Source organism: Paraburkholderia elongata (assembly GCF_013177735.1).
Lineage (GTDB): Bacteria > Pseudomonadota > Gammaproteobacteria > Burkholderiales > Burkholderiaceae > Paraburkholderia > Paraburkholderia elongata.
In genome coordinates, this window is record NZ_WOEZ01000050.1 from 1 (window position 1) to 20859 (window position 20859).

The 20859-nt window shown below is 59.8% G+C and carries 19 protein-coding genes and 4 pseudogenes; 8 read left to right on the forward strand and 15 right to left on the reverse strand.

Annotated features, from left to right (window positions below; all coding sequences use genetic code 11):
- A partial coding sequence (locus GNZ13_RS10685; protein WP_236001936.1) for a hypothetical protein occupies positions 1-806 on the forward strand: 806 nt, incomplete at its 5' end.
- 186 nt (positions 807-992) lie between these two features.
- Here the strand turns inward: GNZ13_RS10685 and GNZ13_RS10690 are convergent.
- The 3 genes and pseudogenes from GNZ13_RS10690 to GNZ13_RS52200 form a co-directional block, all read right to left on the reverse strand.
- Positions 993-1659 (reverse strand): annotated as a pseudogene (locus GNZ13_RS10690) (glutathione S-transferase family protein).
- A gap of 11 nt (positions 1660-1670) precedes the next feature.
- Positions 1671-1994, reverse strand: coding sequence for an isochorismatase family protein (locus tag GNZ13_RS10695; protein WP_328807212.1), 324 nt, complete (start codon positions 1992-1994; stop codon positions 1671-1673).
- Positions 1961-2200 (reverse strand): cysteine hydrolase family protein, encoded by a 240-nt coding sequence (locus tag GNZ13_RS52200; RefSeq protein ID WP_236001937.1) that lies wholly within the window; start codon positions 2198-2200, stop codon positions 1961-1963. The genes GNZ13_RS10695 and GNZ13_RS52200 overlap by 34 nt, the downstream gene beginning before the upstream one ends.
- A 118-nt stretch (positions 2201-2318) precedes the next feature.
- On the opposite strand from GNZ13_RS52200, the gene GNZ13_RS10700 reads away from it, so the two are divergent.
- A complete protein-coding gene (locus GNZ13_RS10700) occupies positions 2319-3242 on the forward strand; it encodes a LysR family transcriptional regulator (protein ID WP_268959146.1) in 924 nt (307 codons plus the stop codon).
- Positions 3243-3710: 468 nt separating this feature from the next.
- Positions 3711-5153 (forward strand): DUF3300 domain-containing protein, encoded by a 1443-nt coding sequence (locus tag GNZ13_RS10705; protein WP_172163339.1) that lies wholly within the window; start codon positions 3711-3713, stop codon positions 5151-5153.
- A 428-nt stretch (positions 5154-5581) separates the two neighbouring features.
- Here the strand turns inward: GNZ13_RS10705 and GNZ13_RS10710 are convergent, their stop codons facing one another.
- On the reverse strand, positions 5582-6481 hold the full coding sequence (locus tag GNZ13_RS10710) for a LysR substrate-binding domain-containing protein (protein WP_172163342.1): 900 nt from the start codon (positions 6479-6481) through the stop codon (positions 5582-5584).
- A 184-nt stretch (positions 6482-6665) separates the two neighbouring features.
- Between GNZ13_RS10710 and GNZ13_RS10715 the strand changes: the two genes are divergently transcribed.
- The 4 genes from GNZ13_RS10715 to GNZ13_RS10730 all read left to right on the forward strand — a co-directional run bounded on the left by GNZ13_RS10715 (position 6666) and on the right by GNZ13_RS10730 (position 9030).
- Entirely contained in the window at positions 6666-6800 is a 135-nt protein-coding gene (locus GNZ13_RS10715; RefSeq protein WP_407945621.1) for an SDR family oxidoreductase, read from the forward strand.
- Positions 6801-6831: 31 nt separating this feature from the next.
- Entirely contained in the window at positions 6832-7578 is a 747-nt protein-coding gene (locus tag GNZ13_RS10720) for an SDR family NAD(P)-dependent oxidoreductase (RefSeq protein ID WP_172163345.1), read from the forward strand.
- Positions 7579-7651: 73 nt separating this feature from the next.
- Positions 7652-8065 carry a DUF427 domain-containing protein gene (locus GNZ13_RS10725; RefSeq protein WP_172163348.1) on the forward strand — a complete coding sequence of 138 codons (414 nt, stop codon included), beginning with the start codon at positions 7652-7654 and terminating at the stop codon, positions 8063-8065.
- 224 nt (positions 8066-8289) lie between these two features.
- The gene (locus GNZ13_RS10730; RefSeq protein WP_172163351.1) at positions 8290-9030 is read left to right on the forward strand and encodes an SDR family NAD(P)-dependent oxidoreductase; all 741 of its coding nucleotides are present in this window, start codon (positions 8290-8292) and stop codon (positions 9028-9030) included.
- A gap of 379 nt (positions 9031-9409) precedes the next feature.
- Here GNZ13_RS10730 and GNZ13_RS10735 read toward each other — a convergent pair whose 3' ends face one another.
- The 11 genes and pseudogenes from GNZ13_RS10735 to GNZ13_RS10785 all read right to left on the reverse strand — a co-directional run bounded on the left by GNZ13_RS10735 (position 9410) and on the right by GNZ13_RS10785 (position 19936).
- On the reverse strand, positions 9410-11164 hold the full coding sequence (locus GNZ13_RS10735) for an FAD-dependent oxidoreductase (protein WP_172163354.1): 1755 nt from the start codon (positions 11162-11164) through the stop codon (positions 9410-9412).
- A 96-nt stretch (positions 11165-11260) separates the two neighbouring features.
- Positions 11261-11719 (reverse strand): annotated as a pseudogene (locus GNZ13_RS10740) (AMP-binding enzyme); the annotation flags it as partial.
- A gap of 77 nt (positions 11720-11796) precedes the next feature.
- Positions 11797-12585, reverse strand: a complete 789-nt coding sequence (locus GNZ13_RS10745) for an enoyl-CoA hydratase/isomerase family protein (RefSeq protein WP_172163357.1) — start codon at positions 12583-12585, stop codon at positions 11797-11799.
- Between the two features lie 65 nt (positions 12586-12650).
- Complete coding sequence (locus GNZ13_RS10750; RefSeq protein ID WP_172163360.1) at positions 12651-14393, reverse strand: CocE/NonD family hydrolase; 1743 nt, start codon at positions 14391-14393, stop codon at positions 12651-12653.
- 489 nt (positions 14394-14882) lie between these two features.
- The gene (locus GNZ13_RS10755) at positions 14883-15620 is read right to left on the reverse strand and encodes an SDR family NAD(P)-dependent oxidoreductase (RefSeq protein WP_172163363.1); all 738 of its coding nucleotides are present in this window, start codon (positions 15618-15620) and stop codon (positions 14883-14885) included.
- A 152-nt stretch (positions 15621-15772) separates the two neighbouring features.
- Positions 15773-16510: an SDR family NAD(P)-dependent oxidoreductase gene (locus GNZ13_RS10760; protein WP_172163366.1), complete on the reverse strand. Its 738-nt coding sequence runs from the start codon at positions 16508-16510 to the stop codon at positions 15773-15775.
- Between the two features lie 405 nt (positions 16511-16915).
- Complete coding sequence (locus GNZ13_RS10765) at positions 16916-17338, reverse strand: DoxX family protein (RefSeq protein WP_172163369.1); 423 nt, start codon at positions 17336-17338, stop codon at positions 16916-16918.
- 48 nt (positions 17339-17386) lie between these two features.
- On the reverse strand, positions 17387-18451 hold the full coding sequence (locus tag GNZ13_RS10770) for a porin (RefSeq protein ID WP_172163372.1): 1065 nt from the start codon (positions 18449-18451) through the stop codon (positions 17387-17389).
- A 164-nt stretch (positions 18452-18615) separates the two neighbouring features.
- A pseudogene (locus tag GNZ13_RS10775) lies at positions 18616-18904 on the reverse strand (glutathione S-transferase C-terminal domain-containing protein); the annotation flags it as partial.
- A gap of 32 nt (positions 18905-18936) precedes the next feature.
- A pseudogene (locus GNZ13_RS10780) lies at positions 18937-19020 on the reverse strand (2-oxo acid dehydrogenase subunit E2); the annotation flags it as partial.
- 64 nt (positions 19021-19084) lie between these two features.
- Positions 19085-19936, reverse strand: coding sequence for a fumarylacetoacetate hydrolase family protein (locus GNZ13_RS10785; protein WP_172163375.1), 852 nt, complete (start codon positions 19934-19936; stop codon positions 19085-19087).
- Positions 19937-20094: 158 nt separating this feature from the next.
- Here GNZ13_RS10785 and GNZ13_RS10790 point away from each other — a divergent pair, with 158 nt between their 5' ends.
- The gene (locus GNZ13_RS10790; RefSeq protein ID WP_328807214.1) at positions 20095-20856 is read left to right on the forward strand and encodes a GntR family transcriptional regulator; all 762 of its coding nucleotides are present in this window, start codon (positions 20095-20097) and stop codon (positions 20854-20856) included.
- The last annotated feature ends 3 nt before the right edge of the window (positions 20857-20859 follow it).

Below are 20859 nucleotides of genomic sequence, written 5' to 3' on the forward strand. Positions count from 1 at the left end.
GCATATTTTGTCAAGATACTCACCGCCGTACTGAAGCGATTGTGGGGAAAACACACAACGCCAATTTTGCTCTGATTGCTGCGCAAACGATTGCTTATACTCTCTGCACCTCTTTCTCCGAGGCGCAACGTATGCGGCAGGAATGGCTTGAATATCTCCAGCGAATCGACTGGAACACTCCGGTGACTTTGGCGCTGACATCAGCGGCAGTCGGTTCTGTCATAACGCTCACCTGGATTTCAGCGAGGGATGCCAGGGAGCGCAAGCGTCAGCGACGCGACACTGGATTGGAGCTCGCGTTATCGCTGGAAAGCTACGCCCGAACCTGCCGGACAATGATGCATAAGGCCACCTGGGCAGCAGCGGAGCCAGTCGGCCATATGAACCGCGAAGCCAGCAAGGGCGTTTCCATTCCCGCCTTTGCCTACCCGGACAGGCTTCAGTGGCATGTCCTGAGCCGCAAAGTTATCTCCGAGCTCCGTGAGTATCCGGCGACAGTGCACGCCGCTCGGGAGTATGTGGAAGCGTTCCGCGAATTCGGCGAGCCAATCGACCTTTGTGGTCAGGTTGAATACGAATGTGCGAAGGCTGCGATGGCAGCGCTAGCACTTGCCCGGACCACGCGCCGGCGGCACGGAGCCGCGAGGTGGAAGCCGGGCACCAAAGACTCAGCTCTGGAGCGCGAACTGTCCGACTTCATCGCGAACGCTGAAGAAAAGCGCAAGGCGTCGCTCGAGTGTCGAATGGAGTCTACAGTCGGTCGACGAGTTGACGTGCAACAGTTCAAACAGGTGCTAAGCGCCTGAAACATCGCGATGTTCGGATCCCCCGCGCGGATAGTTCCGTAACCGGCCCACAACTGTCCTTCAGATTTTTCCAAAACGGTCGTTCGTTGCTATCTCCGTGCGGAGCGATGTCGACGTGCTGCTTGGCAACGCACGAACGGCAGGAACCGACCTTTGGGGTCTTCAAGCACTCCTGGTATCTGACGTTCAGCGTCGTTGCTCTCGCATCGCTTCCGCCACCCATTCTTTTACCGGTTTCAGGTCCGGGATTTTGTTCATATAGTCAGTCACACCGCGTGACGAAACCGACAATCCATAGGTAAGAAACCGCAGCGTCACCGGAGCGAAGTATGCATCTGCAATAGAAAATCCGCCGAAGAGAAAGGGGCCGCCATATTGCGCCAGGCACGTCTCCCAGATCTGTTCGACGCGTTGCACGTCCCACCTGACTTCGGCGATGCCGAGCGCGCTCTTGCCCGCGACAGGGTCGCGCATACAGATATCCAGATGCAATTCGCGCCGCATGTGGGTGAACCCGGCGTGCATTTCCAGGCAAATGCTTCGTGCATGCGCCCGTTTCTTCACATCCTGCGGCCACAGCAGGCGATCGGGGAAACGCTCCGCGAGGTACTCGCAGATCGCCATCGAATCCCAGATCACCTGATCGTCGAGAAGCAGGCTGGGTATCCGCCCCGAAGGCGAATAACGGGCAATGCGCTCGGCCGTATCGGGTCGATTCAATGCGCTTCAAGGTCAAGCCGGAAGCTGAACCGTTCACTCTCACTTCGTCGAAAGGAATGTCGAAATACCGCATGACGAGCCATGGACGCATGGTCCAGGAAGAGAAGTTCTTGCTGCCGGTGACTAGGCGCATGACCGCGTCTCCTACAGCTTGGCCAGGGCGCTCACGGTATCGATCACCGTGGCGAATTCCCGGTGCAGGCTCGCCAGCGCGGTCTCATGCATCTGCTCCGCGCTGAAGTATTTGCCGTCCGGTCCGCAACGCTCGAATGTCGCGGTGGCATCCGACACAATGTAAGTGGCGAATCCGAAATTGCCAGCCATGCGTGTCGTGGTTGACACGCAATGGTCAGTCGTAATGCCGGCGATGACCAGGGTCGTGGCACTCATTGCGCGCAAGCGCTGTTCAAGATCGGTGCCGATGAACGAACTGTTCACGTTCTTGTAGATAACGGGCTCCCCGGGCACGGACGATCCGGATGGAACAAGCTTTGCGGCCGCGGAGAACGATGCTGGACGTGGATCAGCCGCCGTTGCGCCTTTCTCCAGCCGGTAAGGAGTGCAGCGATGTTGGCCTCAGCGGCGAGATTGTTGCGTTGCCCCCAACTGGGATCGTCAAATGCCTGTTGCACATCGATGACGATCAGGACAGTGTCGAGTGGTAGCGAGTTCATTCTTCTCTCCTTTCAATGGAACACGATCGGTGAAATTGATTTTCCGGTCGCTCATTGTTCGCAACAACCGAAATCCCATATAGTTGCGGCGTATCCATGAAGGATTTCGATCGTCGGAATGAACAAACTGAAGCTCAATCAACTCGAAATGCTAATCGCCGTCGCCGATGCAGGCGGCTTTGGCAGTGCCGCGTTGGAGTTGGGGTGTACCCAGTCGCGCATCAGTCACGCGATCACGGAACTGGAGGGAATTCTGGCAACGCGGCTACTGTTGCGTTCCCGAACGGGCTGCGTACCGACCGATGCCGGCTACCGCGTGCTTTCGAAAGCCCGGCAGATACTCAATCTGACGGACAGTCTGATCGATGCTGCGAAAGACAATGAAGAGGTTGTGGGTCGAGTGCGCATCGCCTGCTTTCGGAGCGTCAGTACTCATTTGCTACCGCGCGCGCTTGAAGCGCTCGCCGCCGAGTATCCCGGGATCCGGGTCGACGTCGATGACAGCTGCGAGGAACGCGAGGAAGTTACCCGCGCGGTTGAAGAAGGGCGTGCCGATATTGGTATTGCACACTTGCCAGTCGGGCCGGGTTTGGTGAAGCGTCCTTATGTATCGGATTCGTACGTTCTTGTCGCTCCGTCCTCGCTGCCGTTGCGCGCGCCGGTGTCATGGGACCAATTCAATAACGTGCCATATATCCAGCTCAATTGCTCTGGAGCATTTGCCATACTGGAGCAATGTCGTGCGGCGGGGTTCGATGCGGAACCCTCGCGCACGTTGGCGACCGACACTAGTGTCGTGGCAATGGTCAGGCATGGCATCGGCTATTCAATCCTGCCACATCTCGCGGTCTTTCCTGCGCCGGATGGTGTCAGTATTTTTGATCTGCCGATTCCCGCACAGCGTCAGTTTGCGGTGGTCACGTTGCCCGACACCGCCCGCTTGAAGACAGTGCAGATCGTGAAACGCTTTATCCACAATAAACGAATCGTGATGAATAGCGATGCGTTTCGCGCAGACCTTGTTCGTTGGTCGCAGGAGTGAGCGTCGTCGAGTCAATGCAAGTCCATTCGCCGAGCCTGCTGCAGACATATGAAACCGTGCTGCGCCGAACCTGATCGAAATCCGCAACCAGTTGTAGCTAGACGCGCGCCTCTCGTTTCGGCACCCGGCGCGCAGGGCGCCGCAGGCCGGGCGTCACTCACGATTCGGTCCGACCTCGAGCGTTCGACGCTGCGCACCGCGCATCCCAACATCCCAATGTAATCGCCCTGACGACGGCGCAATCCCCGCGTTGGAACCCGATCGCGCGGGCGGCGCTGGAATTTGCCGCCCGTCCCGATCGTTCCTTCCGTGGAACTGTAACAGCGGTAACGATTTCGACCGGGCAGCAGCCCCGCGTTCGCGAATTCGCACGTTCGATCGGAGTCAAAAGTACAACAGACCAGGGATGTCTGGTTCGAGGGCGATCCGCAGCCGATCTGCGTGGATCGCGCCTTGCGAGGAGGAAAGATGAAGTCGACCATGTTCCGGATTTTCGCCGGGATGCTGGCAAGCCTGATCCTCGGAGCATCATCGGGAGTGTATGGTGAGAGCGAGGTCCAGCCGGCGCCGCAGGCCGCCGCGCCGTTGACGGCAGAGCAACTCGATCAAATGCTCGCGCCGATCGCGCTCTATCCTGATCCGCTGGTCGCCCAGATCCTGATGGCGGCGACCTATCCGCTGGAAGTCGTCGAAGCCGATCGCTGGGTTCAGCAGCCGGGCAACGCGGCGCTCCAGGGCGGGCAGTTGACTGGCGCGCTCGAGCAGCAGCCTTGGGATCCGAGTGTGAAGTCGCTCGTGCCGTTTCCGCAGGTGCTGAAGATGCTCGATGACAACCTCGAGTGGACCGAGCGCATTGGCGACGCCTTTCTGGCCAGCCAGCCGGCGGTCATGGATTCGATCCAGCGCCTTCGCCAGCGTGCGCAGGCGGCAGGCACGCTGCAGTCGATACCGGAGGAGGCGGTCAACCAGGTCGGGCAGGACATCACGATTCAGCCCGCCAGCGCGGACACCGTCTACGTTCCGGTCTACAACCCGACGGTTGCCTATGGCGCCTGGCCTTATCCCGCTTATCCGCCCTACTATTTCCCAAATGACTTCTACGACGCGGTGCCCGGTCCGTTCGGCTTCGGCTGGGTGAGCGTAGCCATAGTCGTGCCGCTGTGGGGTTGGGAGCATTGTGACTGGCATCGGCACCACATCGACCTCGACCGCGACCGCTTCGCCGACCTAAACCGCCACCATCGGCCGTCGGGAGTCGAGTGGACGCACGATCCGTGGCATCGGCACGGCGTTCCGTACCGCGACCCGGTCATGCAGAGCCGGTTTGCGTCGAACGCCGCGTCGCCGGATGCGCGCCCGGCCTCGCGCGGAAATCCGGCTGCGTTGGCCGTTCCTTCATCGCGCACCGTGCCGGCCGTCGCGGGGATGCCAGGGGGCGCGCATCCGCAGGCGGCTCCAGTGGCTCCGCCGCAGGGTCCTCATGCGCAGATGCCTCAGGTATTGACGACGCCCCGCGCACAGGTACCTCAGCCACCGCAGGCTCCTCACGCGCAGACGCCTCAGGTATGGACGGCGCCCCGCGCGCAGGTCCCACCGGCGCCGCAGGTTCCCCATGAGCAGATGCCTCAGGTATGGGCGCCCCGCGCACAGGAACCTCTGTCAATGCAGGTGCCCCACGTACAGACGCCGCAAGTACTGCGGGCGCCTCCAGCGCAGATACCGCACCCGATGCCGCGGCCAGCCGCCGTGGTGATGCCGCACGTCGCGCCAGGCTTCGTACCGTCCGGTCGCGGCCCTGGCATGCAGGCGCCAGCCATGCCCGGACGCGTCAGCGGCATGCCAGCGCCCGTATTCCGTCCTGCGGGCGGGGTGGCGCGGCCGGCGACGTCGGACGGCGCCAGGACACACTGAAGAGCGGCATATCGGCCGCCTGCGGACAACCACGAACAGCGCATCCGGCACAGGCGTCTGACGTATCGAACCTGCAACGATGGACGGCCAGCGGCAGCCCGGACCGGATCCGCGCGTTCACACGTCCTCCGGAATCGAGTTGATCGAGAGTCGTCGAGGAGAAAAAAAGCGCGTCGATGAACGGACGCGCAAATCGGAGACAAGAGAAGAAATCACTCAGAAAAAGAAAAACGAGTGAAGACAACGGCTGCCCATCGAGGCTGCCAATAACTATTGAAGCAGCTTACGGCCTGAACCGCGGTGAACTTTTGTCAAATGCGCGAGGCAATGACCGATTTGCTGTTGCCTTCTGGCGTATCGGCAGGACCGGCGCAATGCGCGCTGACTACGTATTCGCCAGGCACGAGGGCACTACGTCGGGCTTTTCCTCATGAGGATCGTGTAGTGAACGGTGCCGAGAGTTCTTCCGCTCTCGAAAGAAAGAGCTTCAGGACTGGAGAGGTGTTCGACCTGCTGTAGCCAATGACGAGATCAACCGTCGGTGCATCGCCTTCAAGGGGCCGGCTGACGACCGACCATGGCAGCAGATTGTTCGCGTACTCCGGCATCAACGCCAGCCCACGCGTGGACGCCACGAGCGACATCGCCATCGCGAGATTGTCGACGCCGTGGTCGGGCGTGATATCGACCCCGCTCTGTTGCAGATACCGCTCGATCACGTCGTGCAGCACCCTCGCCTTGTTCGACGCCATGATGAACGTCTCGCCCACGAGATCCTCCGGGCGGATCGCTGTTCGTGCGGTCAGCCGGTGGTCGCTCGGCATCAGCACAATGAGCTTCTCCCTGCCGACGACGCGATAGTCGAGATCGAATCCCGGTTCGGCCCGCAGAAAGGCGAGGTCGAGCCGGCCACGCGCTAGCGCATCGGCGAGGTCCGGCGAATAGCTGCTCGATACGGTGACGTCGATATTCGGCAATTCATCGCGCAGAACCTGCATGGCGCGCGGCAGCCAGGTTATTTCCTCGCCGGTCTGAAAGCCGAGCGCGAAGGCCTGTTTCGCCGGCTGCGCGGCGCGGCGCGCTGCCTCGATCGCGGCGTCGACCTGCGCGAGCGCCAGCCGCGCATGGTCGAGGAAAGCCTTGCCCGATGCAGTCAGTTCGACGCCGCGCGCACTGCGGCTGAACAGTTCCGCGCGGACCTCGTCTTCCAGATCGCGAATCTGTCGGCTAAGAGATGGCTGCGACGTGTGCAGACGCTGTTCGGCCGCAACCGTGAGGCTGCCCGTCTCCGCGACGGCAACGAAATACCGCAGATGTCGAAGTTCCATATGCTCCTCGCCCGCATCCTATGCCTCATAGGCATGCCCACCAGCCTACAAAGTCTTTTTGCTTTTCGCAATCGACCACTAGATTAGCGAACAAGGGGCGTCGCGGGGCCTACCAGCAAACCACAACGAACTGGCACCCGCCCTCGCCCCACTACCTCTCATCCATATCGCAGGAGAGCCTGAAATGGACAGCCCAGTCGTTGTAATTACCGGTGCGCTTACAGGCATCGCCCGCGCGATCCTGTTTCTCGCATCGGATGCCGCGTCGTTCGTGACTGGCCAGATCGTCTCCGTCGACGGCGGCAAAACGGCGGGCTGATGCCGAACCCACAGCGATCAGGAGAACTATCATGAGCCACCTCGCCGGAAAGACCGCGCTCGTCACGGGCGCCTCACGCGGCATCGGCCGCGCCAGTGCGCTCGCACTCGCGAAAGCAGGCGCACAGGTGCTCGTTCACTACAGCAGCGGGGAAAAGGCGGCGGATGCTGTCGTCGCCGAAATCCGCGCGGCCGGCGGCAACGCCCAGAAAATCGCCGCGGATCTGCGCGACGCAGACGGCCCGCATACGCTCGCAAAACGCGTACGCGCTGTCGTCGGCCATCGTCTGGACATTCTGGTGGCGAACGCCGGTATTTCAAAGGCCGCAAGCATCGAGGAAACGACCGTCGAAGATTTCGACGACCTGTTCGCCGTGAATGTGCGTGCGCCCTATTTCCTCGTGCAGCAGTTACTGCCGGTGATGTGCAAAGGCAGCAGCGTTGTCCTGCTCTCGTCGCTCGCGGCGCATGCCGCGGTCGGCAAGTTCCCCGCATACGCGGCTACCAAGGGGGCGGTCGAGACACTCGTCAAGCATTTCGCTTCGGCACTTGGTGAACGCGAGATTCGCGTGAATGCAGTTGCGCCCGGCGTCGTCGAAACCGACATGTCGAACTTCACCAAGACCGACGCGGGACGCGAGGTCGCGCTCGGCATGCAGGCGTTAAAGCGCGTCGCGCAACCTGATGACATCGGCGGAGCGGTTGCGTTTCTCGCCTCGGAAGCAGCGCGCTGGATTACCGGTGAAACGCTGCGTGTCGACGGCGGCTCGAAACTCTAGACCAACCCGATTCACGCCCGTTTCCAGTGTCTTCGAACGAACGCCCCTGAAGCGCCAACTCAAGGAGAAACCCATGGTCAGCAACACCACTTCCGCCGCCCGGCCAGTGAAGATTCCGGGCAAGGACCATCCGATCACCATCGAACGCAATCCGTCGCGGGTGGTGGTCACGGTGGCCGGAAAGGTCATCGTCGATACGCAGGATGCGTTGACGCTGCGCGAGGCCCATTACCCGGCAGTCGTCTACGTCCCGCGAAAGGATATCGACATGACGTTGCTCGAGCGCACCGACCACGCGACCTACTGCCCATATAAGGGCGATTGCGCGTACTTCTCGATTCCGGCTGGCGGCGAGCGCGCGGTCAACGCCGTTTGGACCTACGAGAACCCGTACGAGGCCGTCGCACGGATCCGCAATCACCTCGCGTTCTATCCGGACCGCGTGGATGCGATCGACGAGCGGCCGGCCGCTTCGACCGACAACTGAGCGCCCGCAGTCGCTCACCATCGCACGCACGACGCTCGACCTTTCACGGAGATTGACATGACTGTCACCTAGCCCGAACAGCACAAGGCCCTCAGCCAGAGGGCATGAACCGTTGCCCCTACGCGCCAATAGCTCTTTGGAAAATGGTCCGGACAGCGACAACAGTCAATCATTAACTGGATTAGTGACGCGGTGAACCGCTCACAAAAACCTTAGGAAATAACATGTCTAAGTTGGCTCAGAAAGTGGCACTCGTTACCGGCGGTTCACGCGGCATCGGTGCGGCAATCGCGAAGCGTCTCGCCGCGGATGGAGCGCGGGTGGCCTTTACATATGCGAAGGACGCCAGCGCGGCTTCGGCCGTAGTCAAAGAGATTGAACTCAATGGCGGAAAGGCTATCGCGATCCAGGCGGACGCTACTGACGTCAAAGCTGTCGAGGCTGCGGTCGAAAAAACTTTTGCGACCTTCGGCCGGCTGGATGTGCTGGTGAACAATGCCGGCACGGCCATTCCGAAACCGTTCGAAGACACGACACTGGAGGAGATGGATCGAGTGATCGACATCAACATCCGCGGCGTGTTCGCTACGACCAAAGCTGCGCTGAAGCACCTGCGTGATGGTGGCCGCATCATCATGATCGGTTCGGCGGTGGGCGAGCGTGCCATCGCGCCCGGGCTGGTGCCCTACGCGGCCACGAAGGCAGCCGTCAGGATGTTCACTCAGGCGCTGTCTCGAGAGTTGGGAGGTCGGGGCATCACGGTTAACAACGTCCAGCCGGGTCCGATCGATACAGACCTGAATCCCGCCTCAGGCGATTGGGCGGTGCCGCAGAAGGCGGCCACAGTACTCGGTCGCTATGGGCGCGTTGAGGAGATCGCCGCAATGGTAGCTTTCGTCGCCGGCCCGGAGGCCTCTTACATTACCGGCGCGAATCTTACGGTGGATGGTGGGATGAATGCCTGAGCCTGGGCACATATTCGGCCTACGGATTTGAACAAGGGCGACGTCCATGCGGACGCGACGGGGAGTCGATGAGTTAACGGAGTCGGCTCTCCATTGACGACCCCGCACAGTTACCAGGCCGCCCCCAAGCGGTTCGCAGGCGCGGCCAGTGTCTGGCTCGCTAATCGCGAGATATGATTGCTCACCGCGCAGGAATATCAATTTGGGGTAATCGTGCGAATCGTGCAAAATCTGGCGGTAGTAGCGTGAAGAACCGCTTGCAGCCAGGCTCGGCCGCTCTGCGACTTTCTCGCATTCTCTTCACTTTTCTCTCCCACTATTCCGCGTCTTACCCCTTGCACGCCGCGAACGGTCTGGGGCGAGACGCGGCCGACAGCGCCTATTTTGCGAGTGCGGTCTGCAGGACGCGGCGAAGTTCCGCAGCCGGATCAGCCGCCAGTTCGAAGCTGCGCCACGCCACATGGTGGTCCGGGCGGATCAGCAGACAGCCGGAGTCGCTGATCTCCTTTACGATCGCCCACTCGCCCGCATGGTCCGCATACGCCTGTCGCGGACCAATGACGCGCACATCGATTTCAACGTCAAGCTCCCCGGCGACGTGTGCAGCGGCCTCGACCCATGCCTCACCTCCGAGCCCGGTAAAGACCGTGAAACGTCCATGCCCGGCCAGGTCAAGCGTCGAGTGCTGTCGCCCCTGTTTGTCGAACACCCAGGCGTGTGGCAAGCGGGCGCCGGGCCACGTCGTCGCCTGGTAATAAAGCTCGGAATCGCGCTCGAAGGCCGGTTCTTCTTGACCGTCCGTCACGATCGCACTGGAGCGATAGCGCTGATTCATCTCGACACCGTGGGCGTCCAGTTCATACTTCTTGAACACCAACGCTTTGCGAATTTCCTCTCGCTGCTTTTCCGCGGCGGCAGTCGACTGACTGCGAGCATGCATGTTGGCCTGCATGACCTTCGCATCCGTCGTTTCCGCGATTCCAAGCGCTTGATAAAGCGGCGCAAATTCTGCAATCGACTGATTGGCACGGGTGACAATCTGCTTCGCGACTGGGGCGCGCTCCAGCGTATAGCTATCGAGGAGTGCATCGCCCGCTTTCCCCTTGATTACCGCCGCGAGCTTCCAGGCGAGATTGAACGCGTCCTGAATGGAGGTATTCGAACCCAGCCCGCCCGACGGCGGGTGCCGGTGTGCGGCGTCTCCCATGCAGAAAACCCGTCCGTCCTGCATGCGTGTGGCGTACATGTTGTTGACCGTCCACGTGTTCGCCCCCAGCAATTTGATCTCGAGATCCGGCTTGCCGACCAGTTGTCGCGCGATTTCGGTGGCCTTGGCTTCATCAATAACCGGAGCAGGATCATTGATGTCATAGCCCCAGACGATCAACCACTCATTCCACGGTCGCACCATCCGAATCACGCCCATTCCGATGCCGCCGACTTCCGAACCCGGTTGCATGATGGGGTAAAGCACTGCGGGGCGATGCGCGACAAGCTCGCTGAGATCGGCGCGGAACCAGATGTTCATCGAGCCGCGCACACCCATCTTCCCTTCGAAAGGCAGCCCTGCATTCTTTGCCACCCCGGAGTTCCCGCCGTCCGCGCCGACCAGATACTTTGATTTGACCGTGAACTCCTCGCCGCTCAACCGGTCACGGCATACCGTGATCACGCCGTCGACCGTCTGCGTGTGGCTCACGTATTCCGTGCTCATCCGTGCCTCGGTGCCCCGCGAGCAAGCCGTCTTGAACAGCAGCGGTTCCATGAACGTCTGCGGCAAATCGTTCATCCTGGTCGGGCTCGCCAGGCGGCGCTCCCCTCGCGACGTGGGATGCAAGCCCCAGCTCGGCGCCCGACCAATCTCCTCGCCCGTCAGACTTTCGCAGAAAACCGTTCCGCCCATGAGATCATCACTGGTCGCGTACAGGTAAGCCTCCTGCTCCACTTCCGTTCCGAGATCGCGCAGGACCTCCATCGTTCGCTGGTTCGTAATATGTGCTCGCGGCGTGTTGGCCAGCCAACGGTACATGTTGACGACCATGTTCTCGACACCGTAGGTCGAGAGCAGCGCCGCACAGGCGGAGCCTGCGGGCCCCGATCCCACGATGAGCACATCTGTAGTAATTTCTGCCATATCGATTTCTCCTGATATCAAATCCTGTCACTCATCGGCATTTCCACACTTGATATGGATGCCTAATTACATAGAGAGCCTGAATGACCTGTTCTATTAGCCAAACCAACTTTCATGCCGTCTTTTTTTTCTCAAATTCATCGACCGAATCATCTCCTCCCGCATCGCAAATTTCTGAACCTTCCCGGTGACGGTCAACGGCATTTCATCGACGAAACGAACATACCGGGGTATTTTTCAGTGTGCAATTTGTCCTCGGCAAAAGTCGCGGATGTCTTCCTCCGTGACGTACTCTCCTTGCCGAAGCACAATCCACGCGCACAGTTCCTCGCCGTTCTTCTCGTCCGGCACGCCGAACACCTGCACATTCTGAATCTTTGGATGCCTGAATAGGTATTCTTCGATCTCCCGAGGGTAGATGTTCTCGCCGCCACGAATCACCATGTCCTTGAGGCGGCCCACGATATTGCAATAACCCTCGGCGTCGATGGTCGCAAGGTCGCCCGTATGCATCCATTCATCGACGACGCTCTCGCGTGTCTTGTCGTCGTCCTCCCGGCGACACTTTTCAACAAGCCGGGGAAAGCCCGTCGATTTGTGGCGCCACGCTCATGGCCGGCGAAAGTTCCACGCTATTTGCCGTAAAACACCAGATCGCCCGGTTCCTCGTCGCGGTCGAACGCCTCGGCCGTGTTGACGAAGCCGCGCGTGGCATCTTCCGTTTTGTACAATTCCATGCCGATGTCGAGCATTGCGACGTCGGCACCTGCCACACCGCCGCTCGACCAGGTCTTGAGCAGGGTGCGCGTCGCCGCATACGACAGCGTCGGGCCGTTCGCAAGTCGCGTCACCAGTTCCTTCGCGACGCTTTCGAGCTCACCCGGTTCGGCCACATGTGTGGCAATCCCGAGCTCGCCAGCCACGCTTCCCGGGATCGGTTCGCCCAGCATGGCGAAGCGCGATGCGCGACCACGCCCCACACGCTCAGCAAGCCGTTGCACCGCGCCTGCGAGCGGCAACATCGCGGTCGTCACCTCGACGCAGCGGAATACGGCATCCGTCGCAGCCACAATGAAGTCGCAACTCAACACGAGCTCGAGGCCACCACCGAAGGCCAGCCCCTGCACCACCGCCACTGTCGGAACACGCAGCGCCTCGATCGCGCGGTACGACGTATTGATCTCCGCGATGAACGTGCGGGCCCAGTTCAGGTCCTTACCCGGCCAGTCGCGAATCTCGCCGCCGAGACTGAAATGCGGCCCCTCCGCGCGAACGACGAGCACCCGGATATCGCTTTCACCCGCCTCGTGAACTGCTTCGCGCAGGCATTGGGCAAAACGCTGATCAAGCCGGTTGTAGGGCGGATTCGCCAGTACGATATTCCCAACCTTCCCATCACGCTCAAAACGTACGCTTTTCATTTTCTACCCTCATGTTGTCGGTTAAATTCACCGGGCGCCAACGGCGCCCTTCCAGGTTCCGCAATTCAGGAGGACTCCCCATTCAGCGGAATGATCGGGAGCAGCAAATGTGACGGGCGGTCAGCGTCGCGGTAAATCTTGTGAGTCACCGTATTGCTGCTGCACACGTGATACGGAATGTATTCAACGTCGGTCATCGCGCCAATTCCGGTCGGCACGTCAAGACTGCAAATCTCGAGAGAGATGCGATGGCCAGCCTTGAACTGGTTGGCCGTCGCCAGCACCTGAATCTCGTACTTGACGATCTCGCCCGGAGTTACAGGCACGATTGAATCCTTCGTCAGCTTGTAGAACGGTTCCGCAGGCGTGGATCGGTCTGCATCCAATGCCCTGTACGACGCCTTCAACCAACCGCGAGTCAGTTCGCGTTCGGGCAAAGTATCGGGAACGTTCCGTTCGCCGACGCGCGCGGTTACGACTGACACGTCCGGGCCCACGTCCTTGAGCACGACGATCCAGTTCGTGTCCGCCTGGTCGATCTCGGCGTAGAGCGTGAGCGAGATCGGACCCGCCACCAGTACATCGTGGGGCAGCGGATCGGTCATGTAGCGCAGGCGCTCGACCTTGGTTGTCTTCTTGAGCGGCATTTGGGTGTAGACGTCCGGCTCGCGCAGTGCGTTGCCGACCTCCGCCGCCGGTCGAGGCTCTTCCGCGGAAAGTCGCTCCCAGCCGCCGAGGTAATACTTGCTCCATTGCGTTTCGGGCAGAGGCCAGTCGCTACCCGTGCGCCATTCGTTGGCGCCCATGACCCAGTAACGGACCGGGGGCTCGTCCATAATGCCGTTGTCGACACCCTTGAGCCAGTAGTCGTACCAGCGAACAATTTCGTCGTTGTACTGGTGGAACGGGCGGTCCAGGTGTGCCGGACCGGTAAAGAGCAGCTTGCGCGGTTGCTTGACGTTTGCGAAATAGTGCTGGGCACCCAGCCAATGCAGTTTGTAGGTATACGCATAGGCACCGGAGCCCGTGTAGAACGGCACCTTGATCTTCCCCTTGAAGATTTCTTCTGCCCGCTCAACGGTCCCGTCTGGCTCCCAAGGGTTCGTCAGGATGTGGTACATCGCCCCCGTACGCTGCCCCTTCTGCGTCAGAATGTTGTAGAGGTTGATGTACATCTTGTAGTCGGGATTGCGCATGGCCTCGCGCCAGAGCGCTTCCTGCTCTTCCGGCAGCGGCCCCGGCACACTGCGCGACTCATGCACCGTGCTGAAAATGTCGAGCAGGTATAGGAACGTATGAAGCACGCCGCCAGGATTGAAATCCCGAAACCCGAACATGCCACCGTATGCGCTGCATGCGTCGTAGGGGAAGATCGCCTTAAGCGCCGGATGCCCTTGGGCGGCCGCGCGCCATTGCTCACCTGCGAACCCCGAAATGCCGGCCATCCCCACCTTGCCATCCGACCACGGCTGTTGCGTGATCCACTCGATCATGTCGTAGTGGTCGGTGTCTTCTGCACCATAGTCGCCTTCGGACTTGGCCGAACCCCGCGCCTGCGCGATCACGTGCGCATAGCCGTTCGCCACAAAGCGCCGGGTGTCACCCGCTTCCACCGGCCCGAACCACAGCGGAGCATGCGCGGGTTGCGGAGGCACCACGTCAGCAATGTCTGGACCCTGAAGATCCTTGTTGTGCAACGAGCATGTATAGAGCACCGGATACTTTCCACTCCCCTCCGGTCGATAGACGTCGACGGCGAGACGAGTGCCATCCCGCATCGTTACGTAGACATCGCGTTCTTCAATCATGTCTGCTCCAGATTCATTGGTTCGTTCGCCTTCAAACGGCGGCCGCTGACGAATTCAAAGGCGGCCCTGACTTTCGAAAGTCGGACTTCGCGCTTGCCCTTCGGCGAGGTTCCACGACAGCACGACTTCTGCAAAACACTATACTTCACGACAGTAAAGTTATCAAGATAAGCAATGCAAAATAGCAAGAAATCGAGTGCGAAGTTGGCAATGCTCGCGCCGTTGATGACATGTACTCCTATCTATATTTACGCGGCAATTCCGCTGTGAAAAAAGTGTGCCAGACAACTGCACAACGGCGCTGCTGGACCTGGACATCATTTGTCAGCATGGGCCGGTATGAGCGCCTGCTTTTGGGGGGGCGGGATGGCCAATGTCCAGCCTGCTCATCAACTAAACGTCACCCGTGTGAATCGTCCTGTGGGATCCCGACGAACTTAGCTAAGCCCAGCACATTCTCCGTTCAGAGCAACAGATGACGAACAAACTTCAGGCCATGAGGCCGCCACAGACAGTAATTTCAGCGCCCATGACGAATGAAGACGCATCGGAGGCGAGATAAAGAGCAGCTTCGGCAACCTCTTCGGGCCTGCCCAGACGCTGGGCCGGTACCAATGCTTTCAGGCCATCGATATAATCTTTGCTGTTGTTTTCCCCTAAGAGTGGCGTATCAATCAGACCGGGTAGGATCGTGTTGACCCGGATTCCGCTGGTCGCAAGATCGAGCGAGGCATTCTTGCTAAGACCGCGCACCATCCATTTGGAGGATGAATAAGCAAACATTCCCGCGTAGCCACGCATGCCGGCACCAGATGAGATATTTACAATCGCCCCACCGCCCGCCTGAATCATGACCGGGTAAGCCGACTTCATGCCAAGAAACGTCCCGACAACATTCACTCGATAGTGCAGATCGAGGAGCGCTTGGTCAGTATCTTGGAATGGTTTCGGCTTATAAACCCCTGCGTTATTCACCAAGACATTAACGCGACCGAACTCCGCGGAGGTTTTCGCGACGACATCTCGCCACGAATCCTCGCTCATCACATCGTGATGAACGAAGAGGCTCGATGCACCCAAAGTCTTCACGAGATCCCGCCCGGCCCCGTCGTTCAGATCGGCTACCACGATTTTGGCACCCTCAGCGACAAAGAGCTTCGCCTGCGCCATACCGATGCCGCTCGCGCCCCCGGTTATGATCGCAACCTTGTCTTTAAGCCTTTTCATCGACTTCTCCTTACGTGTTGTGGGAATGACCCGGTTTCGTGGACACCTATTTTTTGGAACAGGAGGTGCCCATCATGGGAAAGCATCGCTCCGGTTTCACTGCCGAACCGACCGACGCATCGAGATTTCCGCGGATGAAGCGGCGTGGCCGGTCAGGAACCCTTGGCCAAATACCCGCCATCGACGACCAGCTCGGAGCCGGTCATGAAACCCGAATCGTCGCTTGCCAGGAACAGCATGGCACGCGCCAGTTCGACGGGCTGGGCCATGCGCCCGAGCGCGCTCGCGCCGAGAATCACGCTGGTGGCTTCGGGGCTTTGCGCAACGAGCACCGGCGGCGTCGCCACCACGCCCGGATGAACCGAATTGACACGGACATTGTCCGGACCGCAGACGACGGCAGCATGCTTGGTCAACTGGCGTACGGCGCCCTTGGTTGCGTGATAGGCCGCGCCAAAGGCGACGGCAGCATTGCCCCAGATCGACGAGACGTTGATGACCGAGCCGGTCTTGCGCTCGCGCATGTGCGGCAGGACGGCGCGCATGCCGAGGAACGGCCCGGTGAGGTTGACGGCGATGACTCGGTCCCACGATTCCAGATTCTCGTCCGTGACGGGGGCCATGCTGCCGCCGATCCCGGCATTGTTGACGAGAATGTCGATCCGGCCGCAACGGGCGATCGCCTCCACGACCAGCTGGTCCCATGCTTCGGCGCTCGCGACGTCATGCTTGAAGAAGCGGATGCGCGCGTCCGCGAATCCGGGGCTTGGTTCCGTGACATCGGTCGCATAAACGATGGCGCCCTCCTCGGCGAACGTCTCGGCGGTGGCGCGGCCGATACCCCCGCTCGCACCGGTAACGATAGCAATCTTGCCGTCAAGTCTCGACATTTGTCTCTCCGTTTGAATAGTGCGCCGCCCGTCTTCGGCGGCATGCCTGCTTGGAAAACCGGTGTCGCGCAGCCGTCGACATCGGGCGACTATTTCGCGCTGCCTTTTGCATCGCCCCCAAAACGGGGGTGTGGGATCGCTCGACTCGGCACCGTTTCGGTCTTCCGTGCAAACCAGGCCGCGGCTTTTGACAAGATCTCGCGCGCAAGCTTGAGCTGACGGTTCTCGCGGCGAGCCGCATGAGTTCCTCCCGCTCGCTCGTGGTCAAGCCGCCAAGCCGCTTGCCGACGTCGCGATCGGCCTGCGCCACCTAGTTGTAGATGTTTGCGCGGTCGGCTCGAACTCCCGAGCCAATTCCTCGGGTGATCGTCCCGCTTTGACCAGTTAGAAGATCTCGCCCGATCCTTAGTGCGCACTTAAAGGTGCTTCAGGTGACTTCGACCGCCCGACGCGAGCGTCCAGACTGAACATCCCAGCGCCAAAGTACGTGATTTGAAGAAGACCACCAGTGATCATCAGATTTTTCATGAAGTGAATCATCTGGTTCTGGTCGCCAAAATCGTGGTGGAAGTAGATTGCTGCGACCACCGCGAAGACCGCCAAAACGAACGCGACAAGGCGAGTCCGGTAGCCCAGTAACAGCGACAATCCACCGCCAACTTCGATAACCACTGCAACGATGAACGCAAGCGGCGGCACCGGCATTCCGACAGCTGTGATAAAGGCAACAGTAGCGGCGTAAGCTCCCAGCTTGCTCAGCCCACTCATAAGGAACGGCGCACCGATCAGAATACGACTCAGCAGCGGAAGAAACTTGTAGCGATCCATGAAAATCTCCCGAAATGAAATAACTTGGTGGATTTGAAATAAAGATAATTAGAATATGTGGCGTATCCCGGCATTTAACCCAACAGTCGTTCCCTGAACCCCCAAAAATGCGCCGGGGTAGGACACCGATAAACCGGTATTCGCTGCGCCATGATTGTTCACGACGCCGACCTGTGTGTAGAGCGTCGTCCTCTTCGTCAGGAAATACTCTGCGCCGATAGCCGTCAGCAGCGAATGATTTTCGGTATGATTGCGATCGCTCGACACCCAGACACCACCATTAAGTTCTAACTGCGGTAACACGAAATAGTCGATTCCGCCTCCATAGACATAGTTGTTGGTAGATCCCGCCACCTTGAAGTTGACGAAGACGGCATGGACGCTCAGCGAGTCGAATCGGTATGTCGCACCCAGCATACGACCTACGAATGCAACGGTGCTGGGAATCGGCGTGTTGACCGTACCGCCGCTGTTGCCATCGTAAATGGCCGAATTGACCATCAGCGTGCCGTCGTCATATTTCAGACTCGCTGAATATTGCCGGCCTGCCTGGAAATCGCCAGCTTTACCACCCAGCGCAAGCATGACGTTGCCTTCGAGATTCGCAATCTTCGGGGTGGTATAACTGATCGCATTCGAGTTATATACGCCCGTCGTCAAGACGCTGCCACCGTAGAAGCTTTGTACATCGCCGAAATTCGCAAAGCCCCGCGCGTCGTTCTCGTATAACGCGTAGACGAACGGCGAGAATTGCAAGCCTGCCTTGATCTGTCCGAAGTTTCCGCTCAACCCGACATATGCCTGGCGACCAAAGAAATTCCCGTTGGAAAGGTTGAGGCCACCGTTGGCAGGACTGAATCCATTTTCAATTTTGAACACTGCTTGTAGACCACCGCCCAAGTCCTCCTTCCCGGATATGCCGAATATCGAAGGCGCCACGCCGCTATCGGAAAAGGCGAACGTTTTACCGATATTCTGACCGGCTGCATTCGCCGTCTTGCTCGTATACAAAACGCCCGCATCCACTATGCCGTACAGCGTAACGCTGCTTTGAGCGTGACTGATAACAGGCAAAACCCCAAGCACAGCAACTGCCAAAATCGATCGCTTCATTTCCCGGCATCCCCACTTGTGTAATGCGACGTGTCCGCATCGTGTTGGCTATAGCAGCAAGAATAGTGACAAAACTTGGCGAGTGTACAGTTTTATGCGCCGGTATTTTCCATAAGTAGTACGAACTTATGATCCACTAACAAGCGATTGGGGCTAGTCACGCTCTAAAATGGCGCATCGAAGTCGACATCCGGTTCGACTGGCACGATCCCGTTGGGATTCAACCATGGATGGCTACCGTAGTAGTGCAAAATAAACGGCATCAAACCGAACGAGCGTGGTGAACAGGCGAATGTCCGCCTCCTTCAGCGCGTCGCCGACCAGATATTCCCGGTCTCGCAGCCGTGCCTCAAGCCAATCCAACGTATCGAAGACTTGCGTGACAGCCGTCTCGTAAGCGTCCCGCCGCGCCGCAAAGCCGGTGCGATACACACCGTTGTTAAGGCTTTCATAATCGGCCAGGGTATAAAGTTCGTGAAGCCTGGTAGCGTTGCTATCTCGACCTCAGGCGCATTGATGATTGGCGTAAAGTGAGTGCCACCGTTGCTGCCGAGCGATGAGACGGACATCGATACCGGGATGCGAATCTGCCTCATGTCTGCTCCTCTTTGCTCATGGGCTTGCAGCGCGCGCTTAACGCTGCGGCGCTTCGTCGCGAACGAGGTTGGCGAGCACGCCCAGCCCCTCGATTTCGACTTCGCAGAGATCGCCGTCGCGCATGATCAGCTTGGGGTCCCGCGCCCAGCCGATGCCGGCCGGGGTGCCGCTGACGATCACGTCGCCCGCTTCCAGCGTCATCGCTTCGCTGACGATCGAGATCAGCGCGGCCACGTCGAACAGCATGTCGCTCGTGTTCGCGGACTGGACGACCTTGCGGTTCAGCCGTGTCTCGAGCTTCAGGCCCGCTCCGCCTGGGGGCAGTTCGTCGGCGGTGACGAGCGCCGGGCCGAACGCGCCGGTGCCGTCGAAGTTTTTGCCGACCGTCCATTGCGGCGACATGAACTGGTATTCGCGCACCGAGCCATCGTTGAAGATCGAGTAGCCGGCCACGCAGTCGAGGGCGTGCTCCCGCGCGATGTGCCGGCCGCCGCGACCCAACACAACCGCCAGTTCCCCCTCGTAGTCCAGCGAATCGGACACGAGCGGGCGGATCAGCGTCGCACGATGTCCGATCAGGCTGGTCGTGAAGCGTGGAAACAGCGTGGGATACGACGGCTGTTCATACGGGCTTTCCTTCGTGTGGTCGGCATAGTTCAGACCGACGCAGATGATCTTGCCCGGCCGCGTCAACGGCGGCAGCCAGGTCACCTCGTCGGCGTCGAACTTCGCGCCGGTCGCGCGACCGGCGTTCGCGAACGCAACCAGATCGGTGCCGGCGGCCAGCAACTGCTCAAGGCTGGCATCGCCCAGCGACACGATCGTCGAACCCTCGAGCACGCCCAGCAGTCTCGTGTGCCCGTCGGGCGAAAAATGTACGTAGCGCATTGCATCTCCAATATCAGGGAAGGCACTGGGCGGCGAAGTGTCCGGTGCTGTTGGATGCAAATTTATAAAATATATATATTCCTGTATTTGCATGTTAACCCTGATTTGGCATGCAAAGCGCCTTGTGCCTATAATTACGCCAACTGCAGGAGAAAATCGTGGATATAACGTTCGACTCCCCGGGCTCGACGAGCGCCAGAACCATGGCGTCGATGCTCGCGGAAACCATTCTTCAGGACATCGTCACCGGCGCGCTGCCGCCCGGCTCGAAGCTCAAGATCCGGGAACTCGCCGAACGCTACCAAGCGGGGGTGATCCCGTTGCGGGAGGCGGTGTCGCGGTTGGCGATGAGCGGCTTCGTCGAAGCCGAGGACCAGCGCGGCTTTCGGGTCACGCCGATTTCCCGGGCTGATCTGGAAGACATCACCGCTGTGCGTCAACGCATCGAGTCCGATGCGCTGCGCGACGCGATCGAAAGCGGCAATCTCGAGTGGGAAGGCGCGGTGCTGGCGGCATTCCACCTCGTCAACAGCCTGCCGACCGTCATTGGCGACCCGCCGCGCATGAATCCCGAGTGGGAACGGGCCCACGACAACTTTCACGCCACCCTGCTGGCTGGTTGCCGGTCCAAATGGCTGAAGCACTTTGCCGCGACATTGCGTACCCAGTCGGCGCGCTATCGGCACCAGTCGCTGCGCAGCCAGGATGCTGCTACGCGTGACATCCGCAAGGAGCACGAAGACATCGTGAAGGCCGTTCTTGCACGCGACGCCCACCTCGCCTGCGAACTGTTGCGTCGGCACTTCGCGACGACCACGCAGCTGGTCCTCGAAGACGAGGCGCAGTCGGCCAGTTCGCGAAAGGCTGCCCGGACCAGCGGCCGCTCCGACAGTCAGAATATAGGTAACGTTGTACCTTGAAGA